Below are 15,567 nucleotides of genomic sequence, written 5' to 3'. Positions count from 1 at the left end.
CATTGACACTTGCCAAACCATGTGTAGGATAGGCGGGAGACTTTGAAGTGGCGTCGCCAGGCGTCATGGAGTCACCCTTGAAATACCGCCCTTGGTTTGGTCGGTGCCTAACCCACGGCCGTGATCCGGTCGGGGAACAGTGTTAGGTGGGTAGTTTGACTGGGGCGGTCGCCTCCTAAATTGTAACGGAGGCTTGCAAAGGTGTCCTCAGCACGGTCGGTAATCGTGCGTAGAGTGTAAAGGCACAAGGACGCTTAACTGCGAGACATACAGGTCGAGCAGGTGCGAAAGCAGGCCTTAGTGATCCGGCGGTCCCGAATGGAAGGGCCGTCGCTCAAAGGATAAAAGGTACGCCGGGGATAACAGGCTTATCTCCCCCAAGAGTTCACATCGACGGGGAGGTTTGGCACCTCGATGTCGGCTCATCGCATCCTGGGGCTGGAGAAGGTCCCAAGGGTTGGGCTGTTCGCCCATTAAAGCGGTACGTGAGCTGGGTTCAGAACGTCGTGAGACAGTTCGGTCCCTATCTGCTGTGGGCGTTGGAAATTTGACTGGAGCTGTCCTTAGTACGAGAGGACCGGGACGGACTGACCTCTGGTGTACCAGTTGTGCCGCCAGGCGCATCGCTGGGTAGCTATGTCGGGAAGGGATAAGCGCTGAAAGCATCTAAGCACGAAGCCCACCAGAAGATGAGATTTCCCTTGTAGGTCGTTCGAGACTAGGACGTTGATAGGCGGCAGGTTGAAGCGTGGTAACATGTGAAGCCGAGCCGTACTAATTACCTACGTGGCTTAACGCCACACGTTGTTGCATTTACATATTGCATTTGCTTGATACGATGAGAGTTGACCTGCTAGGTCGCCCTGATCGGTTTTGCTACGGCTATCCGCATGTCACCCGATTCTTGGTGACTCTAGCGCGGGGGACCCACCTCTTTCCATTCCGAACAGAGCCGTTAAGCCCCGCAGCGCCGATGGTACTGCCACTAGGTGGGAGAGTAGGTCGTCGCCAAGTTCCTTTGAGCCCCGACTCCTGATTGGAGTCGGGGCTCTTTTTGTGTGCGCCCCCGGCTATGCAACGTCAGCGCCGGTTTAACCAACGAGAAGGTGCATCTTCCTCGAGGCGTAGTGCCTTGGGTAAGGCCTTATCAGAGCCCTCGGAAGGCAAGCCGGCGAGGACCGCAATTCTCGCCTCAACATCGGTGGCTTCGATTGCGTCGATCGCAAACTCGTTGTCGACATACGCAGTCGAGTACTCTCCTGTTTGAAACCGAGGGTTCTCTATGACTGAGGCACAGAAGGGTATGGTCGTTGAGACCCCAACGATCATGTAGTCCTGAAGCGCGCGACGCATACGCCGTAGGGCAGTCTCTCTGTCTTCCCCCCATGCGATCAGCTTTGCAATCATAGGGTCGTAGTAGATCGGCACGCGGCCTCCTTCGCTGACTCCGGTATCGACTCGTACTCCCGTACCGTCAGGAGAGCGGTGTCTAAACAGTGGCCCTGGGTCTGGTAGAAACCCACCCGGTACGTCTTCTGCGTAGATCCTGCATTCGATCGCATGTCCGTTGATCGTGAGATCATTCTGGCTGTACCCCAGTGTGGCTCCAGACGCGATTCGTAGTTGCTCGGCTACGAGGTCCAACCCGGTAATCATCTCTGTAATGGGGTGCTCCACCTGAAGACGGGTGTTCATCTCAAGGAAGTAGAACTCCATTTCAGAGGTCAGGAGGAACTCGATGGTGCCTGCACCTTCGTAGGAGCACGCTTTAGCCGCTGCTACCGCTGCAGCGCCCATCCTCTCGCGTAGTTCAGGAGTCAGTACTGAGCTCGGTGCCTCCTCCACCACCTTCTGGTGACGCCGCTGGATAGAGCAGTCACGTTCAAAGAGGTGCACTACGTTGCCATGGGAGTCAGCGAGGATCTGAAATTCGATGTGACGCGGTCCAACCACGTACTTCTCCAGATACACCCTTCCATCACCAAAGGCGCTTTGGGCCTCACTGCGTGCCATCTCGAAAGAGGAGAGGAAGTCCTCTGCCCGGTGAACAACCCGCATTCCCTTGCCGCCTCCGCCTGCTGCCGCTTTAACGAGCACAGGGTATCCGATGTCACCTGCGACCCGTTCTGCTTCTTCAGCGTCCTCGATCGCGTCGGGAGTGCCCGGAGCCATTGGGACACCTGCGGCTCGCATAAGCTCACGCGCCGACGTCTTGTCGCCCATCTGCTCAATGGCCTCTGGCGATGGCCCAACGAAGATTATTCCGGCTTCTGCACAAGCGCGAGCGAACCCGGCGTTCTCGGAGAGGAAGCCATAGCCTGGATGGATCGCCTGAGCGCCAGTGGCCCGAGCTGCGTCTAGGATCGCGTCGATGCGCAGATAGGATTCGTTGGATGGAGCGGGCCCAATTCGGACGGCCTCGTCAGCCATCTGCACGTGGAGCGCGTCTCGGTCGGCGTCGGAGTAAACGGCCACGGTACGTATACCGAGTTCTCGGCAGGTCCGGATGATGCGAACGCATATCTCGCCTCGGTTCGCGATGAGGAGGGTGTCGAATGACAGGGCGTCGGGCATCAGGGTTGGTACGGTTTTAGAGCCGGTAGAAAGGATGAGCTCACTCGTGCCAGATCGGCACGGCGGGACGAAGTCGCATGGCAGAGATATCCAACCATTACCACGTCCTAGACGTCTCGGAGACGGCCAGCCACGCTGAAATTAAGCGGGCCTACCGGAGTCTCGCCCAAGAGCTACACCCGGACCGAAACGCGGGTGCTCACGACCGATTGGAGCACTTTCGGGAGATCCAAGAGGCGTATGAGGTGCTGTCCAACCCGTCCGCTCGATTGGAGTACGACCGTATGCGCTTCGGTCTCGGAGACGCAGGGCGCGACATGCACGCTTCTGTTCATTTCGGAGCGGCGTTCGCAATCTCCAAAGCGTACACGCGGAGCCACGTCGAAGCCGAAGTCCGGCTAATGTTTGAGCAAGCGCTTAAAGGAGGGCACACGAGCGTTACGCTCACCGATGGCACAGCGGTACAGGTGCCAGTCCCGCAGGGGGTCCGCTCCGGCGTAAAGGTTCGGTTCAAGGAGAAAGGTCCGGAGTCCGAGAGCGGCAAGAGGAGCGACCTCTACGTGGTCTTTCGCGTAGCCCCAAGCCCCCGTTTTAGACGCGAGGGGAATGACCTCCACATCGTGGAGCCCATTACGGTGATTGAAGCCTTGTTGGGCACTCAACGCGCAATTACAAACGCGTACGGCCGAAGCGTCAAGATCAGCGTCTCGCCTGGAACGCAGCCGGGGGAACGGTTGCGTCTACGTGGGCAGGGAGTACGGACTGCCACACAGTGCGGAGACCTGTACGTAGAAGTGCGAATGATCGTGCCGCGCTCCCTGACAGAAGAGCAGAGAGAGGCGCTTGCGGCATGTGTCCGAAGCCTCGGGCTGCAGTAGCCTCTGGCGAGGCCCGTTTCCAGATCGAGCGCGCCGGTGGAGTGCTGGCGCGCATTCGTAAAAGTGGGACGACGGCATAAAAAAACGCGTCGACCCGCAAGGTCGACGCGTTGCGCCTGAAGTCGACAGTCGATTAGGAGTCCAAGACGTCGAAGTCTGCGCGGCTGCCCACCGCGACGTTGACGACGTTGGTGACATCAACAGGCACCTCGTCCGTCCGCTCTGAGGTCTTCAGGTATACCGTCCCCTCGAAAGTGGCGTCGTCACGGCCGGGGAGGCCATCGAGGTCTGCGTCGTTGCCAGCAAAGAAGACACCGCGGTAGACAGTGCCTTTGTACGTGTCGACGGGGTAGGCGTATCCTTCGCCAGGAATGCCGCCAAGGGTTGCGTTCTGAAGCTCGTAGAGGGCCAAAATAGGAGGGTGCTAGTGAATGGATGTTGAGTGGTAATGTATGGAATGCTTTGAGGGCGCGGTGAGTTCGGCCCTTTGGCGTCCTTCATTCATTCCCGCCCACCCGATATGCGTCGATTCCGTCCGTTCCTCCTCGTCACCGCGATGGCGCTAGCCGGGTGCTCCGCAGGTGGGCCGGTAGGAGCGCCAGAGGCCGTGCCACCGGTGCGCGCCTCTGGCGATGAGGTGCGTCTTACGATTCTACACCTTAATGACGTGTACGAGATCACGCCTGTAGAGGGCGGGAAAGCGGGAGGGCTCGCGCGGGTCGGCGGTCTTCTGCGGCAGCTTCGCGCCGAAAACCCGAACACCATAGCGGTCCTGGCAGGGGACTACCTCAGCCCATCCGCGCTCGGCACGGCGCGTGTAGACGGCGAGAGGCTAGCAGGGCGGCAAATGGTCGCAGTTTTGAATGCGATGGGCTTGGACGTTGCTGCGCTGGGCAACCACGAGTTCGACGTGAGCGAGGACGCGTTCCGCCAGAGGATGATCGAAAGCGAGTTCACGGTCATCTCTGGAAACGCTCGGGCCGCCAGAGGCTTCGCGTCGTTTGAGGGCGTGGACGAACACACCGTGCTCACGGTGGGACCGGACAACATCCGCGTTGGCGTAGTCAGTACCGTTTTGCCGTCGACCGTGAAGGACTACGTCCAGTACGGGGACGTGATGGAGGAACTGGCTGCAGATGTGCGCGAGACCGAAGGGAAGAGCGAAGTGCTGATCGGTCTGACGCACCTCTCTTTCGCCGACGACGTGAGAGCGGCGGCAGGCATTCCCGCGCTAGACCTCGTGCTAGGAGGGCATGAGCATGAGAACATCCGCGCCTACCGCGGAACGGACGCCACGCCCATCCTCAAAGCGGACGCCAACGCCCGGACCGTCTACGTGCACGAGGTGCGTCTGAACCGGGCCTCTGGCGAGATGACTGTCGAGTCCACGCTGGTTCCGATTACTGAGCGGACGCCAGAGGACCCCGCCGTTGCCGCCGAGGTGGCACGATGGGTGGACGCCGCGTACGCCGGCTTCCGCGAGCAAGGGTTCGAGCCCGACCGCATCGTGGTGCAACTGGGCGAGCCGTTAGATGGGCGCGAGGGGACGATTCGGACGCGGCCCTCTCTCCTGGGGACAACCATCGCCGACGGCTTCCGTGCCGTCTCCGGTGCGGAGGCTGCGGTCTTCAACGGCGGCTCCGTCCGCATCGACGACGTGCTGACGCCGGGGCCGTTTTCCGAGTACGACGCCATCCGTGTGATGCCGTTTGGCGGCGACGTGGTCACCGTCGAGATGCCCGGACGGCTTCTGGCGCGCTTGCTAGACCAGGGACAAACCAACGCCGGAACAGGCGGCTACCTCCAAACCAGTGGCATTACGGGCGCCTCTGGCGCGTGGCTGGTGAACGGTCAGCCTGTCGACCCCGCGCGTACGTACACGATCGCCTCGAACGACTTCCTCGTGTCTGGCCGCGAGGCCGGGCTGGACTGGTTCAGCGTTGAGGGCAACGACGAGATCACCCAGACCGGCGTGTTCGGGGATGTCCGGCAGGCCTTTATCGCGGAGCTTAAGAAGCTCTACGGTGATGGCTGAGCCTCTGGCGCCAGAGGCCGCGCGCCGGACGGCGCCCTAGGTCAGGATGTCCAGCAGCACCACCTCGAAGATGAGCGTGGAGCACGCGGGGATAATCTCGACCTCCTCGCCGTCGACAGTCCGAGTCCTTCTCTCCGTGCTGTAGGCGAGGTAGGGCGGGATTGTGAGGCGGCGCTTGCTGCCGATCCGCATGCCGGTGACGCCCTCGCTGAAGCCCGCGACGAACGCCGAAACGCGCTCGGTGTAGTTCGTCGCGCTGTCAAAGACGGTCCCGTCTTCGAGCTGGCCGACGTAGTTGATGCGCACCAAGTCGTTGGCATCTGCGCGCGCGGGGCTCGTCCCGGTAACGAGTTCCTCCATCACGATCTCCCGCGACTCGTTCGCGCACGAGTTGACGACGGGTTCGTTGGAGTCGCAGCCGGCGAACGGCAGGGCCAGTAGGAGAAGCAGAGAGAGACGGTTCATCGGGGACCAAGAGGGAGGGCGCGAAGATATCGGCCTGGTGGGGCCGTCTCGTGCCCAGGGCACCCGTCTTCACCCCGTCTGCGGCCTCTGGCGGCACAAGAGCCGGGCCCCTGGCGCCAGAGGTCTCGACGCGCGTCGCGCAGCGCCAGAGGCTACACGCCGAGGACCTCGGGGTCCAAGATGGCGTGGTGCTGGCGGAGCGTCTTGTAGCCCAGCTTCTGGCCGGCCTTGGCCCACTTCATCCACTTCACCTTCTTGATGCCCTCGCCCTTCTCCGGGATGAACTCCCGGGCCTCCGTCGTCATGGAGAACCAGTGCGTGGTCTTGACGGCGTAGACGCCGCGCTTATGCCAGATGTACCCGTGGATGGTGTGCCCGAGCGGGTGGAGGATCTCGATGTACTTCTTCTTGACGCCGACCTCCTCAGACACCTCGCGCCGCGCGGCTTGAACGGGCGTCTCGCCGGGGTCCTCCTTGCCCTTCGGCAGGTCCCACTTCCCACGCCGCTTGATGAGGAGCAGCTTGATGTTGCCCTTCTGGGAGCGGCGCACCACGAAGCCGCCAGCGGCCACGACGGGGTACGGCCGCCAGTAGTCGCCGTCGGCGTCCACGTTCAGGATGGCCTCTCGCGGGATGGACCACACGACGGGCGGGCTCGGCATGGTGAGCTCGGCGCCGTCCGGGCTTGTCGCCAGGTCGAGCGCGTCGCGGTCCAGCACGAGGATCCAACCGGGCCTGCCGGGGTGGCTCCGCCGTGCGTGCTCGGCGGTGGGGAGTTGGTCGTACATCCAGAACGGCTCAGTCTTGGTGCTGAGGCCTTTCGGAGTCAGGCTGCGGGGATCGTCGTACGTGACGGCGTAGAGGAGCACGTGCGGTCAGTCGCGAGCGACAGGCGTTTGAAAGGAGGGCTCCAAGGTCGCACCTCGCGCGTAGTCATGCCCATATCCGTCCGTTCACGATCTCAGCCTCTGGCGCCAGAGGCCTTCCCCTTCTCGATATGGCTCAGTACGACTTCGACTACATCGTTATCGGCGGCGGCTCCGCTGGCCTCACCGCGGCAGGCATCGCGGCCAACGCGGGCGTCAAGACGATGATGATCGAGCGCGACCGCCTCGGCGGCGACTGCACGTGGACGGGCTGCGTGCCCTCTAAGGCGCTCCTCCACGCGGCCCACCTTGCGCACCACGCGCGCGAAGCCTCCGCCTTCGGCGTGGACGCCGAGGTAAGCGTCCGCTTCGGCGACATCATGCGGCACGTCCACGCGCTCCGCGAGGAGGTCTACGAGGACGCGGACGATCCGGCGATCTACGAAGGCTTCGGCATTGAGGTGGTCCACGGCGACGCGCGGTTCATCAACCCCCACACCATCGAGATCACGCCAGAGGCCTCTGGCGGCGACCACCACAAGCGCCGCGTGACGAGCCGCATGTTCGTCATCTGCTCCGGCGGACGCGCTGCGCCGCCGCCCATCAAAGGACTGGACGCGGTGGACTACCTCACCAACGAGACGCTGTTCGAGATCACTGAGCAGCCCGAGCACCTCGCGATTGTGGGCGCCGGACCCATCGGCATCGAGATGGGGCAGGCGTTCAACCGGCTGGGCACTCAGGTGACGATCGTGGACAACGCGGACCGCATCCTCGGCCGCGACGACCCCGACCACGCGGACACGCTCCGCCAGAGGCTTGAGGAGGAAGGCGTGCGGTTCGTCTTCGGCGCGAAGGTGGAGCGCGTAGAGGCGGCCGATGCCTCTGGCGTGCGCCTGCACCTCGGCGGTGGCGATACACTGGAAGCCGACCGGCTGCTCATCGCGACAGGGCGGAAGCCCAACATCGAGACGCTCAACCTCGGCGACGCCGGCATTGAGTACACGAAAAAGGGCATCACCGTCGACGACCGCTGCCGCACCTCGCAGGGCCACATCTGGGCCGCTGGCGACTGCACCGGCGAGTACCAGCTCACCCACATGAGCGAGCACATGGCGAAGGTGGCGACGACCAACGCTATCCTCAAGATTCCCTCCTCTATCGACCGGGCCGGCGTGCCGTGGACCACGTTTTCCGACCCCGAGCTGGCGCACCTCGGGGCGAGCGAGGAGGAACTACAGGAGCGCGGCGAGAGCTACGTCACCTACGACTTCCCATACACGAAGGTGGACCGCGGCATCACCGAGGGCAAAACCATCGGCAGCATCAAGGTCTTCGCGACCGAGTGGCGCGGCAAGATCCTCGGCGCGAGCGTACTGGGCGAGCGAGCGGGCGAGCTGATGCAGATCTTTGCCGTCGCGATGAAGGCCGGGACCTCGCTCCAGACCATCTCGGACACCATCTTCGCCTACCCCACCTACGCGCTCGGCGCCCGGCGCGCGGCAGACCAGTGGTACGTCCAGAAGCAATTCCCGGTCGCGATCAAGGCACTCCAAACTGTTCTCGGCTACCGTGGGACCGTTCCGCCGCCGCCAGACCCCGACCGTGTGATGTAAGCGCGCAAGTGAGCGCCAGTAGGGAGCAGATCGGGCCTCTGGCGCCAGAGGCTTGCGCATTCGCCAGAGGCCGGCTTGCTTCCAGTCCCCAGTCCCCAGTCCCCAGTCCCGCAATGAACCTCCTCCTGCTCAGCAACTCTTCCTCCGACGCGGGCTACCTCACGCATGCGCTCCCGTGGCTTCGGGAGACGCTAGACGGCGTGAAACGCGCGGCGTTTATCCCCTACGCGGGCGTCACCGTGTCCTGGGACGATTACGCCGCAAAGGTGCGCGAGGCGCTGGACGGCTTGGGCATCGAGATCGTGAGCGTGCACGAGACGGCAAACCCGACGGGACTGGTAGGGGAGGCCGATGCGGTTCTCGTCGGTGGTGGCAACACGTTCCAACTCCTGAAAGAGACGTACCGCGTGGGACTGGTTGAACTCGTGCGCCAGAGGGTGCAGGACGGGATGCCGTACGTGGGCTGGAGCGCGGGCTCCAACCTCGCGTGCCCCACCATCAAGACGACGAACGACATGCCCGTTGCGCAGCCGCCAACATTCGAGGCGTTCGGGCTCGTCCCGTTCCAGATCAATCCCCACTTTACCGACGCGCATCCGCCCGGCCACCGCGGCGAGACGCGCCGCCAGAGGCTGGCGGAGTTCGTTGTGGCGAACCCGGAGATGCCGGTCGTGGGTCTGCCCGAGGGCACGGCGCTCCGTGTGGCCTCTGGCGAGATGCACATCCTCGGCGCCGAGCACGCGCTCGTGTTTGACCCGACCTCGCCCGAAGGACGCGAGATCAGCGCGGAGGAAATCGCTGCGCTGGCGGTGTAGCCTCTGGCGGCGCGGCCGTCACTTTCCGCACAGGCAGGACGTAGGGGCGGCACGTCCTGTTGATTCCACTGCTCCCCCTCTCGATGCCTCTTATCCCCATTACCTCCGCCGATCACATCCCTGGCGAGACGATCACCGACCACCTCGACGTGGTCTACGGCAACACGGTTCGCGCCAAACACGTCGGGCGCGACCTTATGGCCGGGCTGAAAAGCGTCGTCGGCGGCGAGATCCGAGGCTACACGGAAATGCTGCGCGACGCGCGCGACGAAGCGCTGGACCGCATGAAGCAGGACGCGATCGATGTGGGCGGCGACGCCGTCATCAACGTCCGGTTCACGACCAGCATGGTGGGGCAAGGCATGGCCGAAATGATGGCCTACGGTACAGCCGTGCGCCTCAAAGCGTAGCCTCTGGCGCCAGAGGCATGTCCGGTTCTCGCCAGAGGCCTCTGGCGCTACGGTCCGGGAACGAGCGCGCGCACGCTATCGGGCAGACCCGAGGAGATCGCAGGCGACTCCGCCGCCGTTTTCCACGGGAGGTCCGGCCACCACGGTTGGGTGCGGTAGGCCTCTGGCGTGACGCTCTCGCCCGGGCGCGGGAACGCGACCGGAATCCCGAGCTGCTCGGCGGCGGCGCGGACGCGCTCAGCGGGCTCGGTCCAGCCGTGGACCGAGAGGTCGAACATGGCCCAGTGGACGGGCATCATCACGCGCCCGCGCACCATCCGGTGGACCGCGATGGCCTGCTCCGGCCCGAGGTGCACGTCGGCCCAGGCCTCGTTGTACGCGCCGCTCTCGATGAGCGTGAGGTCGAACGGCCCGTAGCGTCTGCCAATCTCGGCGAAGGACGGCGTGAGCGCGGTGTCGCCGCTATAGAACACGCGCTCGGACTCGCCGAGGATGGCCCAGCCGGTCCAGAGCGTTGCATCGCGGTCATTCACGAAGCGCCCGGAGAAGTGCCGCGCGGGCGTGCTCACGAGCGTCACGCCAGAGGCCTCGGCTGTTTCCCACCAGTCCAGTTCCGTGATCGCCTCTGGCGCGATGCCCCATGCTTCCAGGTGCGCGCCGATGCCGAGCGGTACGATCCACCGCGGCACACGGCCGGCGAGTGCGCGGACGGTCGGCGTGTCGAGGTGGTCGTAGTGATCGTGAGAGATCAAGACGGCATCGAGCGGAGGCAGCGCGTCCAGCGCCAGAGGCGGCGGCGCGAACCGCCGCGTGCCGATCCACCGCGACGGCGAGACGCGCTCGCCCCATACCGGGTCGATCAGGATGCGCGCCGAGTCCAGTTCGACGAGCAGCGTCGAGTGCCCCAGCCACGTCACGCGCAGCCTCTGGCGCGGAGCGGAAAAGTCCGTGGCCTCTCGCGTGACCGTCGCCAGAGGCGCGTCGGGAAACTGCGCGGGCGTCGCGTCGGTGAAGAAGTCCCAGGCCGTGCCGAGAGAGAACCCGTCGGCTTGGGCAGGGATCACGTTTTCAAACCCCTCGGCGCCATACTGCGGTGAGCGCTGCACGCGCTCCAGCCTCGCGCCTCGGATCTCGCCACCCAGCGAGGGCCACGCCTCGACTGTCACGATGACCGCTGCGAGCATCAGCGCCAGGAGCGTCCACCCGAGCACGCGGCGCCAGAGGGGCCGGCTGCGTGGAGCCTCTGGCGTCGAGTCCGGCACAGGCTAGGCGTCGGCGCCAGAGGCCTTCTGCGCGAAGGCGAGCACGAGCCGCGCGTGCGCGGCCAACACATCCACCAGGCCGAGATCGCCCAGCCGCTTGTCGGGTGAGGTGGGCAGGCCCGGCGGCGAGACGCGGCCCATCCAGAGCGGCAACTTGTCGCCCAGCGCACGCGGCCCCGGAAACCGTCCAGGAGGCAGGTGCGCGGTATAGAAGTCCGCCTTCCGCGCGAGCCGGTCGTAGACCGACTGGTCCGGCTCCACATCGCCCTCGGCGCCGGCCGCGATCATCTCGGCGCCCAGCAGGAAGTCGTGGTAGAGAAACGGCACCTCCGCCAGCGCTGGCCCCACGGCCTGCAGGGCCTCTGGCGCGGACTGGAGCCCCACCTCTGCCGCGCGGGCCGTGACCGTCGCGACGAGCACGAGCGTTTCCTCGGCCACGACGCTCATGTCGGCGTCTGGGCCGAGTGCCGGAGCCGTCGCGCGGATCAGGTCTTGCGTGGTGGAGAGGGCGGCGGTGCTGGCGAAGGCGGCCACGCGGGCCGCCAGAGGCGCAGGACTAGTCATCGGAAAGGGCGTGTTCGAGCAGCACTACGCCGGTCTCCCCGTCGAGGATCTGCACGAGGGACTGGCCTCTGGCGCTGACCGTAACGGGGCCGGGAGCGTCTACGACGAGGCGATCCAGCGGGACGGCGTCGGGGCCCTCGCTCGCGAGGCGGACCTCGACAAGGCAGAGCACCCGTGCGCAGGCCTCTGGCGCGGTGACTGTCGCGAGGTGGCGGCCGGGGAGGGCGAGCACCGGGCGTTCTACGCGGGGCGCGAAGGATTGGAGGTCCACGCTGTAGCGGACCGGCGCCAGAGGCTCACCGCTGGCACCGAGCAGAAGCGCGGGGACATCGCCGAGCAAACCCGCCTCGTCCGCACCGCGGCGGAGCGGAGTGTCGAACGCGGGCTCGCTCGCCGCCGCCATCGTCACCTGATCAACGGTCAGCGGGTCGATGCCCGTGAGCTCTCGGAAGTACACCGCCATCGGGTAAAACCGCGGGCCGACCTCTTCCTCAATGTGGCCGAAGCCCGCGTGGACGAGCACTTTGGCGTCAGGATCGCGCGCGAAGATGCGGTCGCGCAGGTGCTCCGCCTCGGTCAGGTCGCGGCGCTTCTGGTAGTCCAGCGTGTCGTTCTCGATCTCCGGCTTGGCGTCGTCGTACGGGATCAGGGTGTAGCCCAGCCGGACGGCCTCGCGGATCATCTCGCCGAAGACCGGCTCGTCGGAATAGTACCCGTCCCCCGCAGCCGGATAGCCTCTGGCGGCAACGCTGCTGTCGATCTCGGGCGCGAACGTCTCGGCGGCGAGGTAGCGATAGCCGCGCTCGTACAACAGGGGCAAGAGGCGGAGCGTGAGCAGACGCGTGGCCGCGTCGTGGTGCGCTTCGTTGACCATCACGACGCGTTCCGCCTCCGCACTTTTAGCGATGTACGCCGCGGCATCCACAGCGCGGACGCCTGCGTCAAGCACGGCTACGCTGTCCCGGCGGCGTCCCATCGAGCGGTCCCACATCACGAGGGCGCTTTGGTGGCGGCCCAACGCTGCGTCCCGCTGCGCCAGCGTTTGGATGTAGGCATCGCGCCATTCGTCCGATTCTATCCACGCCGCTTCGGTCTCCAGCAGACGCGCGTACGCCGAGAGCGGGCCGTCACCATCCTGCGCGCGGCTCAGCTCCCACGGCGGCGGCACGTCGCCAGAGGCGTCGGTTTGGCCTCTGGCGGGAAGCGTCAGGAGCGCGAGGGCGGTGAGCGCAAGAAGGCGGAGCATGGGCGGTCGGGGAGAAGCGGAACGTGGGGAGACCGCCACGCCAGAGGCGAGTTGCCCGGCCTCTGGCGGAGGCGTCCGCCAGAGGCGCGGTCGTTACGCCTGGCTCTCCGTACCGTCGCTGCCGCCGCCGATGGAGTCGCGCATGCGCGTATCGGCTTCCACGTTGCGGATCTGGTAGTAGTCCATGATGCCGAGGTTGCCCTGGCGGAAGGCCTCGGCCATCGCCTTCGGGATCTCGGCCTCGGCGGCGACGAGGTTGGCGCGCTGCTCCTGCTCGGCCGCGACGGCGGCGGCGCGGCGCTCCTCCGCCTTGGCGCGGGCAACCCGGAGGTCGGCCTCGGCCTGGTCGGTCTGGAGCTTGGCGCCGATGTTCTCGCCCACATCCACGTCCGCGATGTCAATAGAGAGGATGTCGAACGCCGTCCCGCTGTCCAGCCCCTTCGCGAGGACCGTCTTGGAGATCAGGTCTGGGTTCTCCAGCACCTGTGCGTGCGTCGCAGACGAGCCGATCGTGGACACGATGCCCTCGCCGACGCGCGCGATGATCGTTTCCTCGCCGGCGCCACCGACGAGCCGCTCGATGTTGGCCCGGACTGTCACGCGCGCGATGGCGCGGACCTGGATACCGTCCTTCGCGATCGCGGAGATCGGTGGCGTCTCGATCACTTTCGGGTTGACGCTCACCTGCACGGCCTCGAACACGTCGCGGCCCGCGAGGTCGATGGCGGTCGCCTGCTCGAACGAGAGGTCGATGTTCGCCTTGTCGGCGGAGATCAGCGCGTTGACCACCTGGCGCACGTCGCCCTCGGCGAGGTAGTGCGTTTCGAGCTGGTTAGCGGTCACGTCGATGCCGGCCTTCCGGGCCGTCACGAGCGGGCGCACGATAGCGGGCGGCGGCACCTTGCGCAGGCGCATCCCGATCAATTCGCTGATCTTGATGTCGACCCCGGCGGTGCGCGCCGAAATCCAGAGCCCGAGCGGTACGAAGTACGCCAGGAGGATGAAGCCGAGGACGATCGCGAGGATGACGACGATCGCGCCGCCACCGAGGAGTGCGTCAAACATGGACGTGTGGGCCTGTGGCCCGGGGTGTTAGTTCGTGCGGCGGTAATCGCCGCTACGGCCGCCAGATTTCGCCAGGAGCCGCATGCTGCCGATCTCGATGTCTTTCGAGACCGACTTGCACATGTCGTAGACCGTCAGCGCGGCGATGGACACGGCCGTCATGGCCTCCATCTCCACGCCCGTCGCGCCCTCCGTCTTCGTGATCGCGCGGATGTCGATGGCCGACTCGGCTTCGTTGAGCTCGAACGCGATCTCGACGTTCTGGAGGAGGACGTCGTGGCAGAGCGGAAGCAGGCGGCTGGCCTGCTTGGCGCCGAGCACGCCCGCGATCTGCGCGACGGTCAGCACGTCGCCCTTCTGGATCTGCTGGTCCCGCACGGCGACAAAGGCGCGCTCGCCGAGCCGCACCTGGCCTGTAGCCACGGCCGTCCGCGAGGTCGCCGTTTTGGCGCTGATGTCCACCATCCGCGCGCGGCCCTGCTCGTCGAGGTGGCTGAGGCCGCTGGCGTGGTGCGGTGGAGAGTCGAGGTCGGTCATCGTGTAGAGGTGGTAGGTGCTGGCAAAGATACCGGCGAGGGCCGAACGGGGTTGCGCTCATGCCGCAGGATGGCGCCTCTGGCGCCCGAAGAAAACCGGCACGCCGGCATACCGTCTCGCGCGTCGCCTATCCCCCGATCGCAATCATGGAGCGGTTCGCGTTCGCGCCAGAGGCGAGCGCGTCCAGGCTGATGGTCTGTCCGTCGTGGGCGGGCTTTTTGCGCGCGACCGCACCGGCAACGAGCGCGCGGAGGTCGTCGTCGGTTGCACCCTCGCGCATGGCGTCGCGGAGGGAGACCTCGGCGGAGCCGAAGAGACACACTTTGAGGGCGCCATCGGCGGTGACGCGGAGGCGCGTGCAGCCGCGGCAGAACGGCGCGCTCATGCTCGCGATAAAGCCGACGCGGCCCGGCCCGCCTCTGGCGAACGTGAACGTGCGCGAGGTGGAGTCCGGCGCGTCCTCACGCGGCGCCAGGGGCCCGTGCGCGTCCTCTATGCGCGCGTGGGTCTCGGTCCACGGCACGAGCGCGCTCTTCTCCCAGCCCAGCCCGGCAAAGGGCATCCACTCGATAAAGCGCACCTCCACGGGATAACGGAGCGCGAGCGCGGCCAGGTCTTGCACCTCGTCGTCGTTGCCGACGCTGCCGCCAGAGGCCTCCTCGTTGCGCAGGACGACGACGTTGATCTTGAGCGGCCGGCCAGTGCCGACGCCGTAGCCTCTGGCGAGCGCGGCCTCCATCGCGCCGAGCACGCGGTCCAGGCCGTCGCGGCGGGTGAGCGTGCGGAAGCGGTCGTCGCGGAGCGTGTCGAGCGAGAGCGTGATCTGGGTGACGCCGGCCTCGTCCAGTGCGGGCAGGTGCTTTTCCAGCGCGAGGCCGTTGGTGGTCATCGCGAGGCCTTGCACACCCCCCATCGCGCCGATCCGCCGCGCCACCTCGACGGCGTCTTTGCGCGCCAGAGGCTCGCCGCCGGTCAGCCGCACCTTGTTGACGCCCATGCCGACGAAGAGCGCGGCGACGCGCTCCAGTTCATCAGTCGTGAGGAGCAACCGGTTGGGCGTCCAGTCCAGCCCCTCGGCGGGCATGCAGTACGTACAGCGCAGCGTGCAGCGCTCCGTGAGGGAGAGCCGGAGTTGCGTGTGCCGCCGCCCGAGCGGGTCGATAAGGGCCGGGTTCATCCTTTATCGCGCCAGATAGCTCTCGCGATGGCGAACGCGACCCCGACGGCGATCCCC

15 protein-coding genes and 2 rRNA genes (1 of these 17 running past the window's edge) are annotated in these 15,567 nt (G+C 65.6%); 7 read left to right on the top strand and 10 right to left on the bottom strand.

Translation table 11 applies throughout. The features are described from left to right. Positions 1 to 799 (top strand): 23S ribosomal RNA (locus tag BSZ36_RS13390); it begins 2,116 nt to the left of the window's first position. 104 nt (positions 800 to 903) lie between these two features. Beyond that, positions 904 to 1,014 (top strand): 5S ribosomal RNA (gene rrf / locus BSZ36_RS13385). A 66-nt stretch (positions 1,015 to 1,080) separates the two neighbouring features. Here the strand turns inward: rrf and accC are convergent. Continuing rightward, the gene (gene accC / locus BSZ36_RS13380) at positions 1,081 to 2,574 is read right to left on the bottom strand and encodes an acetyl-CoA carboxylase biotin carboxylase subunit (protein WP_094549790.1); all 1,494 of its coding nucleotides are present in this window, start codon (positions 2,572 to 2,574) and stop codon (positions 1,081 to 1,083) included. 77 nt (positions 2,575 to 2,651) lie between these two features. Here accC and BSZ36_RS20045 point away from each other — a divergent pair, with 77 nt between their 5' ends. Further along, complete coding sequence (locus tag BSZ36_RS20045) at positions 2,652 to 3,452, top strand: DnaJ C-terminal domain-containing protein (protein ID WP_094549788.1); 801 nt, start codon at positions 2,652 to 2,654, stop codon at positions 3,450 to 3,452. A gap of 133 nt (positions 3,453 to 3,585) precedes the next feature. Here the strand turns inward: BSZ36_RS20045 and BSZ36_RS13370 are convergent, their stop codons facing one another. Beyond that, positions 3,586 to 3,864, bottom strand: coding sequence for a hypothetical protein (locus BSZ36_RS13370; RefSeq protein WP_094549786.1), 279 nt, complete (start codon positions 3,862 to 3,864; stop codon positions 3,586 to 3,588). Between the two features lie 108 nt (positions 3,865 to 3,972). Here BSZ36_RS13370 and BSZ36_RS13365 point away from each other — a divergent pair, with 108 nt between their 5' ends. Next, entirely contained in the window at positions 3,973 to 5,487 is a 1,515-nt protein-coding gene (locus tag BSZ36_RS13365) for a bifunctional metallophosphatase/5'-nucleotidase (RefSeq protein WP_094549784.1), read from the top strand. 36 nt (positions 5,488 to 5,523) lie between these two features. Here the strand turns inward: BSZ36_RS13365 and BSZ36_RS13360 are convergent, their stop codons facing one another. Beyond that, complete coding sequence (locus BSZ36_RS13360; protein WP_094549782.1) at positions 5,524 to 5,952, bottom strand: FKBP-type peptidyl-prolyl cis-trans isomerase; 429 nt, start codon at positions 5,950 to 5,952, stop codon at positions 5,524 to 5,526. Between the two features lie 152 nt (positions 5,953 to 6,104). Further along, a complete protein-coding gene (locus tag BSZ36_RS13355) occupies positions 6,105 to 6,821 on the bottom strand; it encodes an NUDIX hydrolase (RefSeq protein ID WP_094549780.1) in 717 nt (238 codons plus the stop codon). Positions 6,822 to 6,949: 128 nt separating this feature from the next. Here BSZ36_RS13355 and BSZ36_RS13350 point away from each other — a divergent pair, with 128 nt between their 5' ends. From BSZ36_RS13350 to BSZ36_RS13340, 3 genes are all read left to right on the top strand, one after another. After that, a complete protein-coding gene (locus BSZ36_RS13350; RefSeq protein ID WP_094549778.1) occupies positions 6,950 to 8,434 on the top strand; it encodes a dihydrolipoyl dehydrogenase family protein in 1,485 nt (494 codons plus the stop codon). A 113-nt stretch (positions 8,435 to 8,547) separates the two neighbouring features. Beyond that, positions 8,548 to 9,249, top strand: coding sequence for a dipeptidase PepE (pepE, locus tag BSZ36_RS13345; protein ID WP_094549775.1), 702 nt, complete (start codon positions 8,548 to 8,550; stop codon positions 9,247 to 9,249). An 83-nt stretch (positions 9,250 to 9,332) separates the two neighbouring features. Next, positions 9,333 to 9,659, top strand: a complete 327-nt coding sequence (locus BSZ36_RS13340) for a YbjQ family protein (RefSeq protein ID WP_094549773.1) — start codon at positions 9,333 to 9,335, stop codon at positions 9,657 to 9,659. Positions 9,660 to 9,706: 47 nt separating this feature from the next. Here the strand turns inward: BSZ36_RS13340 and BSZ36_RS13335 are convergent, their stop codons facing one another. From BSZ36_RS13335 to moaA, 6 genes are all read right to left on the bottom strand, one after another. Further along, positions 9,707 to 10,921, bottom strand: coding sequence for an MBL fold metallo-hydrolase (locus BSZ36_RS13335; protein WP_218827667.1), 1,215 nt, complete (start codon positions 10,919 to 10,921; stop codon positions 9,707 to 9,709). 3 nt (positions 10,922 to 10,924) lie between these two features. Next, positions 10,925 to 11,485 (bottom strand): hypothetical protein, encoded by a 561-nt coding sequence (locus tag BSZ36_RS13330; RefSeq protein WP_094549770.1) that lies wholly within the window; start codon positions 11,483 to 11,485, stop codon positions 10,925 to 10,927. Then, positions 11,478 to 12,731 (bottom strand): hypothetical protein, encoded by a 1,254-nt coding sequence (locus BSZ36_RS13325; RefSeq protein ID WP_094549768.1) that lies wholly within the window; start codon positions 12,729 to 12,731, stop codon positions 11,478 to 11,480. Before BSZ36_RS13325 ends, BSZ36_RS13330 begins: the two co-directional genes overlap by 8 nt. 93 nt (positions 12,732 to 12,824) lie before the next feature. After that, the gene (gene floA / locus BSZ36_RS13320; RefSeq protein WP_094549766.1) at positions 12,825 to 13,796 is read right to left on the bottom strand and encodes a flotillin-like protein FloA; all 972 of its coding nucleotides are present in this window, start codon (positions 13,794 to 13,796) and stop codon (positions 12,825 to 12,827) included. Positions 13,797 to 13,823: 27 nt separating this feature from the next. Continuing rightward, positions 13,824 to 14,333: a cyclic pyranopterin monophosphate synthase MoaC gene (gene moaC, locus BSZ36_RS13315; protein WP_094549764.1), complete on the bottom strand. Its 510-nt coding sequence runs from the start codon at positions 14,331 to 14,333 to the stop codon at positions 13,824 to 13,826. Positions 14,334 to 14,460: 127 nt separating this feature from the next. Next, positions 14,461 to 15,510 (bottom strand): GTP 3',8-cyclase MoaA, encoded by a 1,050-nt coding sequence (gene moaA, locus BSZ36_RS13310; protein ID WP_094549762.1) that lies wholly within the window; start codon positions 15,508 to 15,510, stop codon positions 14,461 to 14,463. Between the last annotated feature and the right edge of the window lie 57 nt (positions 15,511 to 15,567).

Source organism: Rubricoccus marinus, from assembly GCF_002257665.1.
Lineage (GTDB): Bacteria > Bacteroidota > Rhodothermia > Rhodothermales > Rubricoccaceae > Rubricoccus > Rubricoccus marinus.
Note: the sequence above shows the minus strand (reverse complement) of the source record. Positions and strands in the feature narration are given on the sequence as shown.